General features: G+C 37.8%; 19 protein-coding genes and 4 pseudogenes. 8 read left to right on the forward strand and 15 right to left on the reverse strand.

Annotated elements, in window-relative coordinates; genetic code table 11:
* Positions 1–152: 152 nt before the first annotated feature.
* A pseudogene (locus AAHB12_RS29105) lies at positions 153–1583 on the reverse strand (IS4 family transposase).
* A 113-nt stretch (positions 1584–1696) separates the two neighbouring features.
* Positions 1697–3094 carry an MFS transporter gene (locus tag AAHB12_RS29110; RefSeq protein ID WP_342048620.1) on the reverse strand — a complete coding sequence of 466 codons (1398 nt, stop codon included), beginning with the start codon at positions 3092–3094 and terminating at the stop codon, positions 1697–1699.
* Positions 3095–3210: 116 nt separating this feature from the next.
* Here AAHB12_RS29110 and AAHB12_RS29115 point away from each other — a divergent pair, with 116 nt between their 5' ends.
* The gene (locus AAHB12_RS29115) at positions 3211–4098 is read left to right on the forward strand and encodes a LysR family transcriptional regulator (RefSeq protein WP_342048621.1); all 888 of its coding nucleotides are present in this window, start codon (positions 3211–3213) and stop codon (positions 4096–4098) included.
* Between the two features lie 786 nt (positions 4099–4884).
* On the forward strand, positions 4885–5109 hold the full coding sequence (locus AAHB12_RS29120; RefSeq protein ID WP_342048622.1) for a hypothetical protein: 225 nt from the start codon (positions 4885–4887) through the stop codon (positions 5107–5109).
* Here AAHB12_RS29120 and AAHB12_RS32025 read toward each other — a convergent pair.
* Positions 5033–5521, reverse strand: a complete 489-nt coding sequence (locus AAHB12_RS32025; RefSeq protein ID WP_446715633.1) for a Ger(x)C family spore germination protein — start codon at positions 5519–5521, stop codon at positions 5033–5035. The genes AAHB12_RS29120 and AAHB12_RS32025 overlap by 77 nt on opposite strands.
* A gap of 345 nt (positions 5522–5866) precedes the next feature.
* Between AAHB12_RS32025 and AAHB12_RS32030 the strand changes: the two genes are divergently transcribed.
* On the forward strand, positions 5867–6112 hold the full coding sequence (locus tag AAHB12_RS32030) for an aldo/keto reductase (protein WP_446715634.1): 246 nt from the start codon (positions 5867–5869) through the stop codon (positions 6110–6112).
* A gap of 89 nt (positions 6113–6201) precedes the next feature.
* Here AAHB12_RS32030 and AAHB12_RS29125 read toward each other — a convergent pair whose 3' ends face one another.
* The 9 genes and pseudogenes from AAHB12_RS29125 to AAHB12_RS29165 all read right to left on the reverse strand — a co-directional run.
* Positions 6202–7185: a sugar ABC transporter substrate-binding protein gene (locus AAHB12_RS29125; protein ID WP_342048623.1), complete on the reverse strand. Its 984-nt coding sequence runs from the start codon at positions 7183–7185 to the stop codon at positions 6202–6204.
* A gap of 551 nt (positions 7186–7736) precedes the next feature.
* Positions 7737–9038 (reverse strand): sensor histidine kinase, encoded by a 1302-nt coding sequence (locus tag AAHB12_RS29130; protein ID WP_342048624.1) that lies wholly within the window; start codon positions 9036–9038, stop codon positions 7737–7739.
* 106 nt (positions 9039–9144) lie between these two features.
* Positions 9145–10137, reverse strand: coding sequence for a glutaminase (locus AAHB12_RS29135; RefSeq protein ID WP_342048625.1), 993 nt, complete (start codon positions 10135–10137; stop codon positions 9145–9147).
* Between the two features lie 198 nt (positions 10138–10335).
* A complete protein-coding gene (locus AAHB12_RS29140) occupies positions 10336–10530 on the reverse strand; it encodes a hypothetical protein (protein ID WP_342048626.1) in 195 nt (64 codons plus the stop codon).
* Positions 10531–10570: 40 nt separating this feature from the next.
* Positions 10571–11854, reverse strand: coding sequence for a Glu/Leu/Phe/Val family dehydrogenase (locus tag AAHB12_RS29145; RefSeq protein ID WP_342048636.1), 1284 nt, complete (start codon positions 11852–11854; stop codon positions 10571–10573).
* A 473-nt stretch (positions 11855–12327) separates the two neighbouring features.
* Positions 12328–12547: pseudogene (locus AAHB12_RS29150) on the reverse strand (DDE-type integrase/transposase/recombinase); the annotation flags it as partial.
* A gap of 34 nt (positions 12548–12581) precedes the next feature.
* Positions 12582–12740, reverse strand: coding sequence for a hypothetical protein (locus AAHB12_RS29155; RefSeq protein WP_342048627.1), 159 nt, complete (start codon positions 12738–12740; stop codon positions 12582–12584).
* A 237-nt stretch (positions 12741–12977) separates the two neighbouring features.
* Entirely contained in the window at positions 12978–13493 is a 516-nt protein-coding gene (locus AAHB12_RS29160; RefSeq protein WP_342048628.1) for an acyl-CoA thioesterase, read from the reverse strand.
* Between the two features lie 90 nt (positions 13494–13583).
* Positions 13584–13751: pseudogene (locus AAHB12_RS29165) on the reverse strand (2-oxo acid dehydrogenase subunit E2); the annotation flags it as partial.
* Positions 13752–14220: 469 nt separating this feature from the next.
* Between AAHB12_RS29165 and AAHB12_RS29170 the strand changes: the two are divergent.
* Both AAHB12_RS29170 and AAHB12_RS29175 read left to right on the forward strand, forming a co-directional pair.
* On the forward strand, positions 14221–15105 hold the full coding sequence (locus tag AAHB12_RS29170; protein WP_342048629.1) for a LysR family transcriptional regulator: 885 nt from the start codon (positions 14221–14223) through the stop codon (positions 15103–15105).
* Between the two features lie 267 nt (positions 15106–15372).
* On the forward strand, positions 15373–15525 hold the full coding sequence (locus tag AAHB12_RS29175; protein WP_342048630.1) for a hypothetical protein: 153 nt from the start codon (positions 15373–15375) through the stop codon (positions 15523–15525).
* 419 nt (positions 15526–15944) lie between these two features.
* Here the strand turns inward: AAHB12_RS29175 and AAHB12_RS29180 are convergent, their stop codons facing one another.
* Positions 15945–16091, reverse strand: a complete 147-nt coding sequence (locus tag AAHB12_RS29180) for a hypothetical protein (protein WP_342048631.1) — start codon at positions 16089–16091, stop codon at positions 15945–15947.
* A 795-nt stretch (positions 16092–16886) separates the two neighbouring features.
* Here AAHB12_RS29180 and AAHB12_RS29185 point away from each other — a divergent pair.
* The gene (locus tag AAHB12_RS29185; RefSeq protein WP_342048632.1) at positions 16887–18320 is read left to right on the forward strand and encodes an alanine/glycine:cation symporter family protein; all 1434 of its coding nucleotides are present in this window, start codon (positions 16887–16889) and stop codon (positions 18318–18320) included.
* 159 nt (positions 18321–18479) lie between these two features.
* Positions 18480–18684 (forward strand): annotated as a pseudogene (locus AAHB12_RS32035) (DDE-type integrase/transposase/recombinase); the annotation flags it as partial.
* Positions 18685–18690: 6 nt separating this feature from the next.
* On the opposite strand, the gene AAHB12_RS29195 reads toward AAHB12_RS32035, so the two are convergent.
* Positions 18691–18996, reverse strand: coding sequence for a monooxygenase (locus AAHB12_RS29195; RefSeq protein WP_342048633.1), 306 nt, complete (start codon positions 18994–18996; stop codon positions 18691–18693).
* A 129-nt stretch (positions 18997–19125) separates the two neighbouring features.
* Positions 19126–20046, reverse strand: coding sequence for a DsbA family protein (locus AAHB12_RS29200; protein ID WP_342048634.1), 921 nt, complete (start codon positions 20044–20046; stop codon positions 19126–19128).
* A gap of 223 nt (positions 20047–20269) precedes the next feature.
* Between AAHB12_RS29200 and AAHB12_RS29205 the strand changes: the two genes are divergently transcribed.
* Positions 20270–20836 carry a TetR/AcrR family transcriptional regulator gene (locus AAHB12_RS29205; RefSeq protein ID WP_342048635.1) on the forward strand — a complete coding sequence of 189 codons (567 nt, stop codon included), beginning with the start codon at positions 20270–20272 and terminating at the stop codon, positions 20834–20836.
* Positions 20837–21006: the final 170 nt, after the last annotated feature.

The raw sequence follows: 21006 nt of genomic DNA on the forward strand, positions 1-21006 counted from the left end.
GGGTACCGCCACATGCCCATCAAGTTAAGGGATGACGATACATGGATTAAAGCAGAGATATGCTATGATACAACCCTATTCCTATTGTCCTCCGCCAATTCTTATAAAAACGTGCATGCCAAATAAACTGCGAATTCGGTGCTTTTTAAAAATTATGCAACTTTCTTTATCCTCTCACTTCGTTCATACAGAACTCCAAGAATATCAAAGACTGTTTTCTTCTCATATCTGTGGGACTTTCGCCCGTTTTTCTCCAGCAGTGCATACATACGAAACAGTACATTTGTCAATTGCTTGACACCCTGCTGTATAGCTTCGTATAAAAGCGGCAGATGGTCCTTTATCATATACATTGCTTTATATTCGCTAAGCTCTTTTTTCTTTTTCTGCAAAAGCAGCTCCCGCATCCGAAACATGGTAGACGAACAAATGAGGATGCGGATAAGCTGACCATAGATATGACACTCGAGCCTCTCCAGTTTGATTTTCTTACATACATGAATAGAGAAGAGGGACTTCCAGGTTTTAAACAGGATTTCAATCTGCCAGCGGAGAGAGTAGAAATCATGAATTCGGCTTGCTCCTACATATTCCGCAGGAATATTGGTGCAGTACAGATTAATAGCACTCAATCGTTTGCTTCTTTCCTTATAGGTAATACCTTTCTTCTTCTCTTTCTTTGCTATATCCTTTTCCCTGTTTCGCAGTTGTTGTTCCGTTAGTCGATAAACGATGACTCTAACCGGCAACTTCTCATACATACCTACATATACCTCCTCCAATTCTTTTGTTTCACCGGGTTGTAATGTATCAAGGAGCTGTTCAAGGTCTATTTGAATGTACTCGGAATGCTTTTTGACTGTACCATTCCGAAACATCTCTGGATTCGGATTCTTGTAATAGACTCGTGTATTGAGTTTAAGTCTAGAAAGAAAGTAAGCTCCCTTTTCAGAAATTGCTCGAAAATCCTCTAAGGAAAAATAACCAAGGTCACCAATACGAACATCGCCTTCTTCTAAGGAGTCTATACACTGGGAGCCGTATACTTGGTCATTTTCCTTTCCTTCTCCTACATGAAGATGAAGTACATCTCCGCTTAGTAAATCACACTCAAACTGAATTTTCACACCAGCTTTATGGGCACTTCCCCCAGCACCGGCATATTTGTCTGCAAATGTATCGGGTAGTTGAAATACGGTGGAATCCAGTACACGAATGCGATGAAAATGCTCTGTATGAACACCAGAAATGGCATCGTGAACTGCAATCTTCTTCTGAAGCAATTCAGTGAGAATATCATGTAGGAGTTGAACAGCAGCAGAATTGAATCGTTCATTTAGTCCTTAGGGACTGATGAGTACCTCCGTCGCAGCCTCTAATGTACTGCATAACTGGTTGAGGGATGCAGATGCAACTTCTTGACTGAGCCAGACACATAACGACACAAGGTCTGGTCCACTGTACTTACTTGTCCTACGGACAAATCCTACATCTTTTGCAAGTCTATGAAGGATTTCAGGGGATAAATGACGGTGTAATTCCTGTGCAAAAAGTTGCAGTTGTTCGCGCAATGAAATATCCATAAAAAACGCCATCCTTATCAGTCATTCAACTAAAAGGATAGCGTATTTTCCTTACATGGGGGACATGTATTCGAATTAGCTTGATAGGCATGCGTTAGAATCCCTTTATTTGTTTACTTGCTTACATTCGATTTTTCCAATTGTCCTGACTCCCGGCGTCGCTGACTCATAAATACCAAGGCCAATGCAAGTACCGTGAGGATAACCCCAAGCAGTCGAAATCCACCGAAGCTGAACGTTCCTCCCATTATAATGCCTATCAACAATGAAGAGAGAATGGTTCCCAGGTATCTTGACATATTAAATATTCCGGATACGACACCAATTATTTCCTTTGGCGAACTTTGGAACAAGGCCGCTTGCATTCCGACACTGTTCAACCCGTTGCTAATACCGAATGCAGCCAAAGCCAAACACACACTGATAACCGGGGAAGTTTGATTCAATGTCACGATCCACACGGACCCAAATGCCATCAGTATTGCGGATACTAGCAATGCGGGTCTGGGTCCTGATTTATCGATCCATCGTCCTGCTATCGGAGAAGCAATGAGCGAGCTCAAGCCTAAGGTTAGCATGAGAATCCCTGTATGAAACTCGCTGACATGACGTACTATTTGCAAGTAAGACGGAAGTCCGAAAAAGAGAGCATAAAAAAGTACGTTAACGAGCATGAATTGGACATTGACCCAAGTCATCGCTGGATATTTGGCGAATGTACGCAAAGGAATAAAGGGAGACGCCGTTTTTAACTCGTGTCGTACGAAAGCACCCAGCACCACGAGGCCGATCAACCCGACAATGATATTCCCTAGAGAGACATGACTAGATGATTTTGCTGACAGTAAGCCAACGAGCAGGGCAACCAGACCCACTGCAAAGAGCAGGATCCCTGACGCATCAATAAAATCCAACCATTTACGAAAGGACATGTTGCGTGTAACGGATGCTGTCGGTTCGTCCTTAGGAATCATCCTACAAGCTAATAGAAAGCTCGCCACTACAAACGGAATATTGATGAAAAAGATCGCTGGCCAATTCCACCAGTGAATCAAAACCCCGCCAATAAAGGGGCCAATGGCTGCCGCTCCGGACAGGAATATGGACAAAACAGATAGCGCAGTCGCTTGTTTCTCCGTAATATGAATTCGCACAATGGCCATTCCAACTGCCACCATCATACTTGTTCCGATGGATTGCACAATACGGAACACGATGAGCCACCCAAAGTTTGGTGATAGCGGAGCTAATAATGATGGAACGAAGGCCACAACAAGCCCGGTAAGGAATATCTTCTTGCGTCCGAATACATCACTGACCTTTCCCATGACAGGTTGAGCGATCGCGCTCGCAATGTAGAAAGAAAAAATAATCCATGAAACAACGGTAAAATCAAGGCGGTACACATGTTGCAGCCTTGCAATAGCAACAGAAATCATCGAAGAATTTAATGGGTTCAATAATATTCCCAGTCCAACGGATATCATCAACCACCTGCTGCGAGCATTCATTTTTGAGTTCCTCCCCCAAATCGTCTTGATGTTATCGTACTTGAAATCCATTATTCATTCCAATGCATTTTATGTTATAGTATCATTGACTTGAAGGAATGAATGGAGGGTGTGAAATGGAACTTCTTCAACTGCAATATTTTCTCGCGGTAGCTAGATTGGAACATATGACCGAAGCTGCACGAAGTCTGCACGTTACTCAATCGTCGCTAAGCAAAACAATCCAACGCTTGGAGGAGGATCTGGGGGTCCCTCTATTCGATCGAACAGGGAGGAAGTTGCGATTGAATGAGTTCGGAAGCAGATTCCTTTGCCGTGCGGAAAGAGCTTTGTTTGAATTGGAACAGGGTAAGCAGGAACTTAGCGATTTATCGAGTCCGGAACATGGCACACTCAAATTGGCGGTGACCACAGCAAGTACGTTGCCCAATATCCTTCGAGAGTTTCGGAAAAAGCGGCCCAATATCCAATTTCATGTACAAATGCTGACCACGCAGGAAATGGTTACGCTTCTTCATAGGGGAGAGGTCGATTTTTGTTTGTCCTCACCTCCTATACAAGAGGATGACATTGAATGTCAAATTGTGTTCATTGACCCTATCCTCGTAGCGGTTCCCAAGGGGCATCGGCTGGCAGACCGAAGCATCATATCCTTGACAGAACTAAGGGATGAGTGGTTTGTCGGTGTAAAGAGAGGCTACGGTACTCGCGATCTAGTGGATTCCATATGCAAAAAGATTGGATTTGAACCTAAATATGTGTATGAGGGAGATGAACCTGCAAGGCTGAGCACTCTTGTAGAAGCCGAAATTGGTCTAGCCTTCATACCAAGCACGGCAAGGAATTCACGGGAACAGATCAAATATCTGCAAATAGAGGACCGCGAACTGGTACGGGAAATCGCTTTATTATGGCACAAGAGCCGGTACATTTCGCGGGCTGCTCTGGAATTCCGTGAGGTCGTTTTGGAATACTTTGAGGCGGTATCCAAACAGACAATTTAATTATGCTGCACCACTAATACTGATGCAAAATATACAAGGATTAGTATAAGAGATCCAATCTTTCCTAACACATTGAGAATTGGAAACAGTAGTATTGCTGTCGCGATGAGCAGAAAGCCAATCCTATTACATTCTCTCTTAGGAGCCCTGACACATAACCATAAACCTAATAAAAACGCCCCACCCCAAAACGATAAAATGGGGAAATTGCATAAAATCTTCGTTTTGGGGTGATTTCAAATTCTTAGCCTGATGGGCATGGGGTACCGCCAACTTTTCGCGGATTTACAACACTAAGTGTATATGTCAAAAAGTACGCTTTATGACAGAGCTGATATGTCCAGAAAAAGGTGTGTCATAATGTCTAAGATTGGAGTTTTGCAATGTGTCACTCCTACAAGACACCTTATGACATATAAAAATGGGAGGGGGCGGTTCCTTAGCGTGTTTGAATTCAAGCATTTTCTCTTCCTGAACTCCTTAATGTTGTAAATACGCGTTTTGATGGTAGGACCCCACCGCCATCAACCTAACAAAATTAAATACCCCCTGTCTATCAACTTAGGTATACGTCAGTACCCCTTTATGAAGAATAGAATTATGCCGCAGCCTGTCTCCCCCTCTTAGGTAGCGAGCCATCTACAGTTGTTGCTTCCAGTATTGATGATGATAATTCACTTATTTGATCTGGGATATATTCCCTATTTATTTTCGGACATAAATATATTATCATCTTAATATTTAATATATTATTATATTAAAACGAACAGGAGAGGTAAAATTCTAATGGAAAAAGTATTGTCATTCTTAAAAAAGAGATGGAAGTATGTATTAACGGCATTGATTGCAGTTATTATTGGTTCGTCCTTCGGTCCATCGCAGGAACAACTAGACAAGGCAAATGCTCATGTGGATTCTTTAGAAAAACAGTTATCTAGCAAAGTAGAAACAGTTGCAAGTTTGCAGGACCAAAACAAAGACTTGCAAGCAAAAGTAGACGAAGCAGTTTAACGGCTTCACCATCCACAACTGCTAATTTAGCACTCAAGGAACTGCGTGGATCGCGATAGATTACGTCTAGCGAAGGAACAATGCCCTGTCTTACAAATGAGCCACCAAACAATATGAGCTTATTGTTTGAAGCATCCAAAACACCTGAAACCCTCCGATCGATTTTTGCCCTCCCTTCTCTTGGTGTATGAGCGGTAGCAGATAAGGTTTCACTCTTTGTGAAGCCTTGTCCTGACTCGGATTGAGATTGAGTTAGAATAGGGATTACAGTTCCGAGTAAAAACTTTCCCTCCCGTGTCAGGTCAAAGCTTACGGTCTGTACTAATGTAGCTTCTTTCATTAAATGTTGATCCCAACATCCGATCAGCATGAAACACCCTAAAATAGCCAATAAATTTCTGATGGTTTTCATTCTTGATTCACTCCGTATTCTTTTGGCGGAATAGAAAGGAAAACAGTAATAGAATTGCTGGAATGAACATAATAAAATAAGAAAAGAAGCCTTCTTTTGAACCTTTTAAGATGGTTAAAATTCCATCCTGTCCTATCGGAAAGATATACAAGAAATTAACGTCTTGTAACGCATGTGTAATTCATATAAAGAAAACAATCAAGAAAAGAGTAACAAGGATAAAAAAACGAGCAGTACTCCGAAGACTAGCTTTTGCGATATACACACTTATTATCACCATTAAAGGAATCGTAATCCAGCCCAGTGTACGTTCCAGAATCTAATTTTCAATGATTTTGGGCTATACTGGATCAAAAGCAAACCGATTACAGCTTGCTTTACCGTTCATCGGAAGAAGCCGGAATTATTGATTACTGCAATGAAAATAATACTGTGTTCTTTTCCTATATGGTATTGGGACAAGGTGCATTAACTGACAAATACAATACGAAAAATCCTTTGCCAAGCGGTACCAGAAGAGGTGAGGCATTTAATTCAAATGTGCTTACCGAGATCGAAAGCTTAATCCACACTTCTACTGGCTATTACTAGTGGAATATCTTCGTTTTTTTACTGTATAGTGGTAATTCTTGACACAAAAAAACAAACTGCTTTTTGTTTAGAAAAACAGTTTGCTATGATCATAATAGTTCATATAAAAAATGTTTGAATTTCTCAACCCTGCTATATAATATATTGTTTAGTAACGCTAATCTTTCTTTTGCGTTATCTTGGGTTAAAATATCAACCCCGCTATCAATCCTTTTTGGGATATGTTCCCCCTTAATTGCTTTTATTGCTTGTTTTACGCTTAAATACCCCATATCATAAGGATTCTGCGTCACTGTAGCGCTCAGTTTTCCTGCATCTACAGTTTCCAACATTTCTGTAATGCCATCCGTTCCAACTATAGGAATTATCAATCCTTCTTTTTCTGCTGTTTTTAATGCATTTAGGGCAATTAAATCGTCAGTAGTAAATATCCCTTGGATATCTGGATGATTCTGCAAAATATTTTCTGTTACAGATATTGTCTTTCCAAATCGATCTTCTCCTAACTGTTCTGTGACAATCTCGATTCCGGCTTTTCCTAAGACCTCCTTCGCTCCCTTTAACCGCTCCACCTCAGCAGGATCTTTTAAATTCCCATGAATAATTGCTACTTGATCCCCTGGCTGCAGCATGGATCCTAGCAGCTCTCCTGCCACCATTCCCAATTTAAAGTGATCCGTTCCTATATAAGTGACTTTGTCTTTCCAGTCAGCGTCCCTACCAGCAAACAATACAGGAATGTTCTTTTTCTTATATTCCATCAATACTGGAATGGTAACGGAGGGGTGCATGGGGGTAACGATCAGTGCATCCGGATGTTGTCTTAAAACTTTTTTCAATGTATCAGCTTCATTTGTAATGGGATAAATGGAATCAGGTGCTATCACTTGACCATCTATGTTAAAATCATTAAACGCTTTTTGAGCTCCTGCTTCAAAAATTCTCCAATACTCTAAGTCTAAACTTTTCGCAACAACTACCACTTTAAGCTTCTCATCTTCTTTCAAAAAATGAACGATAAAGCTTATTAAAACTGTAAGACATATTAATGAAACGATCCCCTTTTTTTTCAATATTATCCCTCCTATGGACGATCGGGATTTTATACGTGTTGTAATCTGTTAAAACTTAAATGCATCCGAAATCGTTTTTCTTTCCTTACATGTTTTTGCTCGCTTTGGTGCGAGTAATCATCTTTTAGAAATTCGCCACCTTCATATACTCCTAAAAAATAAAGTAACGGGATAGTAAAAAAAGCAGTATGAATCCTTATCTTTTTTGCCTACTTTTCACCGGTTAACTATAAACCAGAAATCTAAATATTAAGCGCTTTCAAATTCTCTTTAATAATGCTTTAGGTTTAATTTATAATCAGAACTACATAATCTCACGGAAAAATACAAAACAAGTTGAAATTCCCAAAACATATTGGTGTTATACTACTCGATTAACAAAATTGAATGATCATCGTCCTTCAATGAATAATGGTCAGAAAATTATTAAGGTGCGATTAAACCTCGTATCATAACAGTAGACAAAAAGCCCGCCTATCCTGTAGTAATTCAAGGGTTAGGTCCTGTCCAAAGTCATATTATACCTTTGGACAGGCCTGCTTCTTTTTTCTTCATCCCTGAATTAAGTGCTTAACCGGTAATTGAATCGTAAAAACTGCTCCTTTTCCTTCCAATCTGTTTTGGAATGTAACATAACCTTCAAGCTGTTCTACCATTTCTTTTACATAGGATAGTCCGATACCTGTCGAAGGGTTACCCTGATTATCATACTTAGAAGTAAACCCAGGTTTGAAGATTAGATCCTTATGTTTCGGTGCAATACCAGGGCCATCATCTTCTATCAGGAATTGAATGAAATCCTGCTCCTTACCAATAAAAATCGTGATGGTCCCTGTATCCTTAATAACTTCTACCGCATTTACAACAATATTATTTATAATGGATAAAATAGTATAAACGTGATAAGGCAGATGTACACCATCAATTGTGTACACAAATTGAATCTCTTTTCCCAGTAAACGGGCATATTTCTCATTTGCTCGCACAATGATGTTGATTAGTTCATGTATTTCCATATAATCAGTAGGAGCTTCATTGGAAATCAGTTTTGAAAGTCCTGCAAAGATACGTTGGTTATCCTTTTTAACCTCGTGGACTTCACCAGCGATTTTTAATGCTTGTTTTCGTAAATCTTCGGCCTGCTCATTTTCCAAACAATTTAAACGTTTGTATAAATCATATGATTTTTTTGTTATATTTTCAGTATCGCGTAATGTTTTTTTTAAATGGATGGATTCCTCATATAAATTGGAAATGAGCATTAGTATGTGTTCATTTTGTTTTCTAACTTCCCTTTCCCTAGACTGCGCCTCATACAATTTCATCATATTGAAAAAGCTCATAACGATAAAGCTATGAAAAAAGGCAGCCATAATAATTTCACTCAATCCAGATAGCGTACTCATTGTTTTTAACATAAAATATTGCATCATTAACTCTGCAAAATCAGACAATATTTCAATTACAAAACCAATAAGCCCGATGATTAAAGACGAGCCTTGGAGGCGCTTGACCTTTGCTGCATAAAAAAGGCAGGCATAAGCGAAATAATAGAAAAAGGTAGGGAAATGAGCTTGAAATGAGGAAGTCCAGTCGAAATGATCCTGCATAATGAAATCCAGTAGAATACGAAATCCTACCACTGCTGTTCCTGTCAGAAAACCTGGTAAAGTTGCCGGCATTTTCTGTATCAACAGTAAAAGAAAGAAAAATACTGGTGCACCAAAGCTGATTCGAAATGTTTCATTGAGAGGGTAGAACTTTAATTCGCTTGTTAGCGGCACTATCAATATCATCAAAACAAGAATATGGCTATCTTTTTTTAATACAGTATTGAGATTCAAGATTGTCACTTCCTAATTTTAAAAAGTTTCACCAATCTCAATATAACATTTATCAGCCATTATACAACTCATCATGCTGCAAAATATCTAGTAACATGAAAGCTTGATATACCTTCTAGAAAATATTTAGATCCCACTCCTGCGCTATTTGTTGTAATAACATTCCCCCAGCTAAACTATTACCATACTCATCAATAGCTGGTCCATATATGCCGATGCCAAATTCACCCTGAAGGGGTAGTACACGTCTAGTACTTGAAGGGGCTAATGCCATAATCCCCCCAGATACACCACTTTTGGCTGGGACTCCAACAAAAGCCGCAAATTTCCCTGATGCATTATACATTCCGCAAGTAAGCATTAAGGCTTTAGTTAGCCTAGCTATTTCTTTAGGTAAAATTTGTTCCTTACGAATAGGGTGATATCCATCTAGGGCAAGAACTAAGCCTATCAAGGCTATGTCTTTTGTATTTACTTCTATAGAACATTGTTTTAAGTAGACCTCTAAAGCTTCCTCCACCTCTGATTCTAAAAAACCTGTCTCCTTTAAGTAGTGAGCTAAAGCCCTATTTCGATGGGCTGTTTTCCATTCAGATTGAAACACTTCCTCATTAATGGCTGGCCTTTTCCCAATTAATTTTTCAATTAATGAATACAGAACCTCTAATTTTTGTTGTGGTGATTTCCCAGGCAGGAGTGAAGATACAGTGATTGCCCCTGCATTGATCATAGGGTTAAATGGTTTGCCGGGCTTATGCATTTCTAAACGCGTAATTGAGTTGAACGCATCTCCAGTTGGTTCTACATCAACTCTTTCTAATACATAAGAAATGCCGCAGCCTAAACATGCAGCCATAAAGCTAATCACCTTTGATATACTTTGCAAAGTGAAGGGAACTTCCCAATCCCCCGAATGTATGATTGTACCATTTGGTTCTGCTATACAAATGCCCAATTGCGATGAATTTATATGTTCTAAGGCAGGAATATAACTGGCATTTTGTCCTTTAGCAGCATAGGACTGATAATGTGTGACCCAAGCATCCAGGCTGGCCTTCTTTTGGCTGTCATCCCTAGTTTTATCTTCCTGTGGCGTTGCTTGAAGCATATTTTCCCACTCCCTTAAGTTGTCTATCATAAATGTGAACTGCTTTTGGATTTCAGGTAGGCTTCTGGCTTCAGAAACCTACCCTTTGTAGATATATCTGAGCTTTTTTGGCTAGCCAGCCTAATTAAATGTAGCTGGTAGTTCCAACTCCATCATCATAAGTAGATGCTCATAGGCTCAACAATATCTTTAAGATTGCTAGAGGGCCTTTCCACGTGACAAGGGATAGGCTTCAGATATAATTTTTTGTAGCATCATAATTTTTCTATTTAATTGTTGCTTAATTTTTATTACAGCCGGATCAGAGATATCCTTATTTTGTACCAATTCGTGCATATCCCGGCAGTCCTCAGTGATACTCCTACTTAAATCCAGGACATTTTTCAAAATCATTTATCCTATCTCCTTTCCCTTAGACATATAACCTAAGGTTTTATATCCAACCACGAAAATGGGATGCCTCTGCCATTCTTCTTATTCCCACCATATATGCGGCCAAACGCATATCTACCTGGTATGCTTGTGCTGTGGAGAAAACCCTTTCAAAAGATTCCGTAATTTTACTACGTAACTTTTGGGCTACCTCCTCCTCTGACCAGTAATACCCTTGATTATTCTGTACCCATTCAAAATACGAAACGGTTACACCACCAGAGCTGGCAAGCACATCTGGTACAAGCAGTATGTTACGTTTTGTTAATATGTTTGTTGCTTCAAGCGTTGTTGGTCCATTCGCAGCCTCGACAACAATTTCAGCTTTAATACGATCTGCATTCTCGCGTGTAATTTGGTTGGAGATTGCAGCAGGAACAAGAATTTCACATTCTTTTTCAAGTAACTCCTGATTCGTAATGACGTTTTTAAATAAATTTGTTACTGTACCAAAACTATCTCGTCGTTCAAGTAAATAATCTATATCGATTCCTTCTGGATCATAAAGCGCACCAAATGCATCAGAAATGCCGATCACCTTTGCTCCTGCATCCTGCATAAATTTCGCAAGATAGCTTCCGGCATTCCCAAATCCTTGGATAATAACGCGTGCATCCCTTAATGGAATTCCTTTCCGTTTCGCTGCCTCTTCAATACAAATTGTTACTCCTGTAGCAGTTGCTGTTTCCCGCCCTTGTGAACCACCAAGCACGATCGGCTTTCCTGTGATAAATCCTGGTGAGTCAAATTCTTGGATACGGCTATACTCATCCATCATCCATGCCATAATTTGCGGATTTGTAAATACATCTGGTGCAGGAATATCTTTCGTTGGTCCGACAATTTGGCTAATAGCACGCACATATCCCCGGCTTAAACGCTCTAATTCAAAGGATGACATGCTACGAGGATCACATACAATTCCGCCTTTTCCGCCGCCGTACGGAAGATCAAAAATGCCGCACTTTAAACTCATCCACATTGATAGTGCTTTTACTTCCTTTTCATTTACCTCCGGATGAAAACGTACTCCCCCTTTCGTAGGACCTACAGCGTCGTTGTGCTGAGAACGATAACCAATGAAAATTTTAGTAGAACCGTCATCCATCCGGATAGGGATACGCACTGTGATGATTCTAAGCGGCTCTTTTAGTAATTCATACATAGCTTCACTATATCCCAGCTTTTCAACTGCTTCTTTTATGATAAATTGTGTTGAATGTAATAAATCTAGCGTTTCACCTTGTGTGTCATCGTGTTTTCGAACTTGATCCTTGGTTTTCATTTTCATTCTCCCCACCCCTAATTGTATAAATGGTGTACACGGCAAATAGACACCTTTTTTCACCATTCGTTTGTTAATCACATATAGTCTAATAGCGAATTGATTCCATTTTCATGCTAAGCCCAATACTTTTCTGAATGATGTCCTGTTAGCACTATTACTTTTCAAACCACCCCCTAATTTTTTAAAGCGCTTTCATTATTTATCTTGACCAAACTTTATCTTTAACTTATAACGAAAACTACATAAACCAACAAAAAAATACAAAACATTTTTTCAATTTTTTTAAAGATTTTTTTAAATTTAACTATCACTTAAAGCCATTGCAAAAACTCCATCTTTTTAGGCATGGATCCATAGTAAACTGGTAGATATATGCTTCTTTTCATTACAGAGCGAGGTGCTTGCTCTGGTTCTGGTGCAAACATAATTCGCCAGAACTATAGAACAGCAATATCTTATTAACCTTGGGATTAAGCAGCTAATCTACATAACGTATGAATGATTTTAACCTCATATTGGGCAGAGTTCACGCTTTGGTGAAACTGCCCTTTTTTTATCATATGCATAGCTTCGCCGCCCCTCAAAATCAAGGTAGCTGTCAGCTGTCTGAAATGATTTCAATCCTATCCTGGAACGAACTCCCTTCCTTATAAAACGGTGATCCTGTTCCACGATATTGTTGAGATATTTGCGTTACAACCCCAGTTTTTGTGGTATATAGACCTTAAACAGTCATTTTTGTGAAACAAGGATCATTAAAGTAAACAATTTCGGAAAGAATTTTATTCCCTGTCATTTTCTTGAAAGCATTTCTTGCTTCTTCCTCTGTATCAAATTCAAACAGTGTAGTATTTTCTTTTGAATACACAGTAATTATCCACATAATATAACTCCTCCAAGCAAAAGATTAATAGATAATGTTTAAACTTTTTACTAAAACTCATTTATGCTGTTCCACGAAAATAACTCCATATCGTACTAGTGCTTTGTTTATACATCCCCCTGTGACGGTGCCCCTTATGTTTGTTGGGAACAGTTCATTTTTCACAATTAAAAGACAATATTTCTGCTTGTCCTACAGGCTGCTAGACGTCTACAGCTTGATTAAATGTATCGTAAGCTACGTTAAACAAGGATAATTTGTTGTTAAAAAAGCAGCTAATTCCTTACTCTTTTGTTTTCTTTCTTTGCGTGCTCTTGCTCGCTCTGGTGCGGTTTCATGCAATTTTTTCTCTTCTTCTGTTTCTGGAATGACTTGCGGAACATATGTGGGACGTTTATGTTGGTCAAGTGCGACAAATGTTAATAAAGCAGTTGCTGCAATCTTACGTTCCCCACTTTTTAAATCTTCAGCAATAATTTTCACAAAAATCTCCATAGATGATGTCCCTGTCCATGTCACATAGGATTCAAAACAGACTGAATCCGTTGTCCGAATAGGATATAGGAAGTCAACTGAGTCAGTTGAAGCAGTTACACATTCCGTACGACTATGACGAGCTGCAGAAATAGATGCTACCTGATCCAAATCACTCATTAACCGTCCCCCAAATAATGTATTGTGATTGTTTACGTCATTTGGAAATATACGGCTTGTTCGTATCACCCGTGATTCTTTGCAATATTTTGATTTCATATATATCCCCCTAAATTATCTAAAACAGCTGACCCTACATTGTAGGTCACTCTAAGGATTAGTCTTAATTGACCTTACCTTAGAAAACCCTTAGCCTTCTAATAATAAGGATTCTAGATCTTTTAATACCTCTTTGACAGTAGTCAGGAAACTGACGGCCTCTTTCCCGTTCACAATCCAGTAGTCATAAGAGATAGCAATATACATCAATGGAAGAACACTTCCTCTTTGTTCTTTTCTCCAAGTGGATTTATGGATGCGGCCAGATGCCTGTGAACCCGAATGTCCTCGAGCAGCTTCACTACCTGAAGCATTTTTTCATATGTGCCGTATTGTTAGAAATAAAAGATCCAGGTTCGGTATCTCTTTTCATATGACTGATCTCAACAGATAGAGGTGATCCCTATGTAAGAAAAAGCTCTTTCAATGCTGGATCAACATTCTCAGTACTGTTCGTATATTACTCATATTGTTCCACCACATAGCCAAGGTTTGGGCCTTGAAAATTCTCCATGGACCTTTTTGGCTTTCCTACATTCTCATTCACAATACCCCCATGATTTGTACTTCTGCTACATTGTTTTGTATTGTATTGCATCATGTAAAGAAGAATTACCCATTGCGTAAGGCTAAGGATAATGCAATAATCGGAATAAATAAAATGCTAAAAAATTATAAGTACTTATAAAAAAGTTTTATATGATACAGATTTTTGGGGGAGAGAGTAATGGATTACCGGGATTGGGAAATACTGAAGGTTCTCTATAGTCAAAAAAATCTAACGAAAGCAGCCCGGCTTTTGTTTATTACGCAACCTGCATTAACCAATCGTTTAAAGCATATGCAGGAGGAATTAGGTGTTAAAATCGTAACCCGTGAAAGCAGAGGCATTCACTTTACCCCACAAGGAGAATATCTTGTCCATTGTGCTGAGGAAGCCCTTGCTCATTATCAAAAAATAAAAGAAAATGTCCTTAATATGAGTCATGATGAAAGTAATGTAATTGTAGGCACATTGAAATTAGGCGTATCTAATTTTTTTGCCAATTATGAGCTGCCTTATATTTTGAAATTGTTTAAAATGCGGTATCCTCATGTGGAATTTAAAGTGATCACAGGATGGAGCAAGGATGTAACTCAGCTGATACACAATAAAGATGTTCATATCGGCTTTGTTCGAGGGAATTATGGTTGTAGGGGATTGTTGAAGAATCTATTATTTGAAGAAACAATATGCATTGCATCAAAGGAAAAGATTGATATTACCGATCTCCCTCACCTTCCTAGAATTGATTATAAAGGGGATTACCTATTAAAATCATTAATTGATAATTGGTGGGCCGAAAACTATGCAGAGGCGCCTTTTATCAGTATAGAAGTTGACCAAGTTGATACTTGTAAGGAAATGGTTATCAATGGTTTAGGCTATGGCATCTTGTCCAGTAGGATGTTTACCGAGATAGAAGAATTATATAAGGTTGACTTAACGGACCAAACAGGGAAGTCTATCTTACGAAAAACGTGGATGTATTATCATGAGGAATCCTTAGAATGGAATGTCGTTGAGGCGTTCGTAAATTTTATAGAAAATTTTAATTGGAAAGAAAATTAAATTAGATGGAGTTTTGCAATAACTTTAAATGATCGTTAAATTTTTAAAAATCTTTAAAAGCGAAAATAATTTTCTGTATTTTTTTGTTTGTTTATGTAGTTTTCGTTATAAATTAAAATTCGGTCAAGGTAAATAATGAAAGCGCTTTAAAAATTAAGGGGATGTATAGACAAAGCATCTATGCTTTGTGGATGAACATTGTGTGTATCGTTAAGATGTATAGCCATTTTATCATACATTACATTCATACACATGGGGGATTAAACAATGAAACAATTCATAAATATGCGTTATCCAGTGGCATTAGTAAAACGTATTGATGATTTTAAGAAAAAAAATGATTTTACAACTCGTACACAAGCTATTATTTATCTTATTCAATTTTCACTTAAGAGTTTGGAAAAATCAGGTGTAAAATAGTTTTTTTCTTGAAAGTAATTCATCCTGTTTATTTATAGTTTTTTATAAAACTGAAGCAAGGATGATTCTATTAATGATAAAGCACACAAAGGATGATGGGTGTGTATATCTTCCTAAGAAATGGAACATGAAAGTACACCATTATGAATAATTTGAAATGGGGTATTACAAGAAGGATTCATTTCGCCTATTTGTTCTCAACGTTCAATTATTTGATAAAGTAGATCTTCCTAGATACTCTAAATATCACAAAAGGGCTTCTGGAGAAGAAGCCTTTTTGTTTTTACACCACTAAATTTTATAGAGATTACAAAGAATCTCTGTGTGCTTATTTTGCTCAAACGTCTATGTTTTATGCAGCTGTTTTTGTAATTAAACTTATTAATATCGACGTTCAACAAGAACAAAGAATATTACAGTCATCCCCTAGCTTTTAGTTCTTTTTCAATACAATATTTAACGAAATCCTCAATAATAATCTCTTCTTCCCTCACTATTTGAGCTCCTTTCTCCTTTACATAAGAAGGAATAACAGTATGAATGGCCTCCAAATCGCTATCAATCATGTCCTCTTTATGACGAATAGATACAGTTCCTTGCTTCCTAGATTCTTCGCATCAGAACCATATTTTTACAGAACCCCCCAAATGAATTTTTAGATCTTCTTGTAACAAGGAAGTTCATTTTATCATTTTGGGGTTGACCTGCTTTCTTCAGTGGATAGATGTGGGGCGGGACCCCTTTTTGATTTTGAGCAGATTCTCCCTTGAACCTGCCTTTTTCATCGTATGCACAGCTTCTATGTCACTTAATATATAAGTAACTGTATGAAATAATTTCAATCCTACATGAAACGAATTCCAACTTTCAGAAATATTTAAAACATTTTTTAAAAATTTTTTCGACTTTTTGTATATTTGTGTAGTTTTATGTAGTTTATTTTATAAACTAAAGACCTGTGGTTCTAGAACAAATATGAAAGCGCTTAATTTTTTTTATTTTTTGAGTCTTTAAGTCGGTTTAGGTTCCTATTACAAATAATGAAAGGAGACAAAAAGGATTATGTAAGTCCAATTTAAAAATTCCGCATAAGAAATGAGCATGACTACCGTATTTCTAGATAAAGACCCTATTTTTTTGCGGGAGGGCTAGAGCATCCGCATGTAGAAGTGGTCAGATCCTTTAAGATGTCTGCTGTACAGTTGCATCTTATAGATATTCATGTAAACGAGGAAAACTATTTTCATAGAAAGTGTTTACCTGCGTTGCATGCGTATATAGGACAAATTTAGATATACAGGGGAACTGAGGAAGATTTATATGAATGATTAGCTACTAAATTTTGAATCCGAGGTGATGATATGGAACAATTTTTGTTTCATCTAGTTGAGACAACGAATGATTTTCTATGGTCTAAATTATTAATTATTATGCTTGTTGCTTGCGGGATTTATTTCACATTTAAATCGAAATTTGTACAGTTTCGAATGTTAAAGGAAATGGTCCGTGTTTTAATGGAAGGGAAAACTAGTTCTAAAGACGACGTTTCCCCATTTCAAGCGTTCTGTATTGGTATGGCCGCTCGCGTTGGAACGGGCAATATCACAGGAATTGCGATTGCGATTGCATTAGGCGGTCCTGGAGCGGTATTTTGGATGTGGATTATTTCTATTATCAGCTCAGCATCCAGCTTTGTTGAAAGTACGTTAGCGCAAGTATATAAAGTAAAAGATAAAAATGGTTTCCGCGGCGGTCCATCCTATTATATGGAAAAAGGATTAAACAAGCGTTGGATGGGAGTATTATTCTCCATTTTAATTACGATTACTTTCGGTCTTGTATTCAATTCTGTACAATCAAATACCGTTACAATTGCTTTTGAGAACTCATTCGGTACAGATCGTTTAACTGTAGGGATTATCATGGCACTTGCTTTCGCTGCGATTATCTTTGGTGGTGTGCAGCGTATTGCAAAAATGGCTGAATACAAAGTGATGATTCTAGCGGTATTATACATTGGTGTTGCATTATTTGTTGTAATTACGAACATCACAAAAATGCCGGAAGTTCTTTCTCTTATTGTTCAAAACGCATTTGGCTTTAAACAAATAGCAGGCGGTTCAATCGGCGCCGCACTCATGCATGGAGTTAAGCGTGGCTTATTCTCGAATGAAGCCGGTATGGGAAGTGCGCCAAACGTTGCTGCAACGGCAACAACAAGCCATCCGGTGAAACAAGGGCTTATTCAAGCATTTGGTGTATTAACAGATACACTGATTGTCTGTACAAGCACAGCATTTATTATTTTACTTTCTGATGCCTACAAACAACCAGAGCTAAATGGCATTGCGCTTACACAAGCAGCATTAAGTGAACACGTCGGTTCCTGGGCATCAGGCTGTCTTGCCATCTTTATTTTCCTATTTGGATTCGGTGCGTTAATTGGTAACTATTATTATGGAGAAACAAACATTCGATTTCTACACAACAGTAAAGTATGGTTGATGCTATACCGAGCAGGCGTGTTAGCCATGATTCTATTCGGTTCGGTTGCAAAGATCCAGCTTGTATGGGATTTAGCGGATTTATTTATGGGCTTTATGGTTATCATAAACTTAATTGCTATTGCATTACTATCAAAAATAGCCTTTGCTGCGCTACAGGATTACATGAAACAGAAAAAAGCTGGCAAGGATCCTGTTTTTTATAAAGACAGCATTAAAGGTCTTGAAAACATTGAATGTTGGGAGCATTCTCAAGATGCTTCAACTTCAAAAAAGACAGGCATCATGTAATAAAAAAGATATTCAGACTGTAATATGTCTGAATATCTTTTTTGGTTCTGATGCAAAAACTTCAAGATAATGCAATTAATCTTTAAATCTTGGACATACTGATATTATTAAAAAGGTGTATAGGCATAACAGGATTATATGTTGGATTCATTAATGGGGACGTATGTGAAAGTAAAAGGTCAATAGGATATATTTATATCGTACTGTCGCTTCAGAAGGAAATACCATTGATTTTTATCTAAGTAAATCAAGAGATAACCAAGCAGCCAAGCGCTTTTTTAAAAAAGCGCTTGGCTGCTTCTCATATTTGTAAACCTCGTATCATAAAACAGCAGACAAACATCCCGCCTATCCTGTAGCAATTTAAACGTTAATTTAGAGGTCCATGGGTGATTTTAGTGAGTTGTTCATTGATAGCAAAAATCTTTACGTTTATATCTGTTATCCCAAATCCAGCTAATCTTTTAGAATGCATATCTAAATATTTTTCAGCTGTTTCCTTTGTTTCGAAAATATAAATCCCTCCGGCCTCATTTGTTTCAGGGCTTTCTGTCCAGATTTTCCACATGAATCCTTCTTCTTCATTGATACTTTTCGCTAAATCAGAAAATGCCTCTGCCATTTCATCCCCGAATGGTCCTAACATTTTGAAATCAATCTGTAATACGTATGCCATTGTTATACTCCTTTGTACTCCGTAGTATCTACTGATATTTGGTACAGTCTCTGATGAAGTAATCATTTTGATTTAACTATCTAAATGATTACAATGGTAAATGGTGGGCTTTTTTCGGAAACATACTATCTAATTTTTTATAAAATACGATTCCCCTAGAATCTCCTTCACTTGATAACTACCCAGTGAAAGCTCTTTTTCGACAAAGTCGTTAACATCAGCTCTCTCAACATCGTACATAACTTCAATTTCCTTTGAAAATAAAAGCCTCTCTTTTTCAAGTAAGCGAGAAAGAAGTGGCCGTTGTTTTGGGAGAAGTTCTTCTACATCTAGAACTTGTTTTAGCCCATTAACGTAATCTTGTAAGGAACGAGCACCAACAATTTTTACACCTTTATGCTCTGCATTCACCATAATAATAGTAGGAAATCCTCTCACGCCTAAATTGCCAACTAAATCAAAATCCTGCTCTAACAACTCTTTTGCGTTTGAACTAAATGATTGCTTTACTATCTCATTTCCATCTAGATGTAACTCATTCACAATATCAACTAAAACTTCCTCTTCAGCAATATTTTGATTAAATGCAAAAACTGCTTCCCTAATTCTCCGTAAGAAAGTGTTTGCTAAGTCATGATCAATGTTTTGAATTAGTTTAAATACACGAGAAGGTGGATAAGAAGACCAAACAGGATTTGTAAGCCATAACGAACCATCAATTGGCATACGAGAATACTCTCCTACTTCCCGCCAGTGAGCTGCTACATCAGAAGGATTACTAATTCCATTCTTTACATCAGCAAACCCATTCCAGCTTTCTAAGAGTCCTCCCATCAGGGTATGCATTGTAAAATATTGACCATATTGTTCAACAAAACGGCGTAATACTGGTTCAAGCGCCCAGCAGTGGGAACAAATTGGATCTGTAACATAGTAAAGGGTAATCTTTTTTAAAGACTGCTTGAAATGAATCAGTTCCATTTCGTTCTCTCCAGCGGCCCCACAAACACCTGTTTCTAAATCACAAACCATATTCTTATTCTCATTCATGTTAAAGCATTCTCCTTAATTGTTTATAATGAAGGACAGAAACAAAGACCTCCCTGTTATTCAACGTAAAATGCTTTTTTTACAAACATTTTTAGATTTGGGTTATTAGTTGTACAATTGTATTCTAGTACATAATGAAAACCATCAATACCAATAGTTAAGGGGATTTATCGTATATACAACACATCTAATCAATTGTCTAAAAAGTAGGAGGGACAACAAAGTGACGCAAGCAAAAACTGACCCCCGAATTCTTCGTACACGTAAATTAATCATGGATTCCTTTATTGAACTTTCCGGTAAAAAAGAATTCAAAGATATTACCATTAAAGACATTACAACAGAGGCTATGGTCAATCGCGCGACCTTCTATTATCATTTTGCAGATAAATATGACTTATTAGAAAAGGTATTATCAGAAGTACTGTTGATCAATTTGAATGGTGATATCATCGAGCAAAACGAACTAAACGAAGAAGTGATTAGTAATATCTTCTTAGCTATTACTAATTTTCAAAATTCCCTCTCCAATCGCTGTCATAGAGGGTACGAAGACACCATTTCTCGCATTATCAAGGAACAACTAGAAATTATTTTTTACAAAATGCTGTTAAAACGACATTCAACTGATGGAGATGAAGCCCTAAAACTTACTGCTGTCATGTTAAGTTGGGGACTCTACGGAGCTTCCGTAGAATGGCGAAGGAATAGTAAGGTACCTCCGGAGGAATTTATCAAATTAGCAATTCCTTATATTACATATGGGATTAATTTTGATTCTCAAAACTAATCAGTTCATTTGTTGTAATGTTAGGTAGGTAAGCACAGACTTGATGTCATCCCCCTCTCATACGGGTTCTCAAACCCACGGAGCATGCCTTCACTCTCGCCCATATAGGCGGCATCATAAGTCAGGCCATTTTTCAGACCACAGAATATATAATCATTTCGCTCTATAGC

This window comes from Bacillus sp. OTU530 (assembly GCF_038440375.1).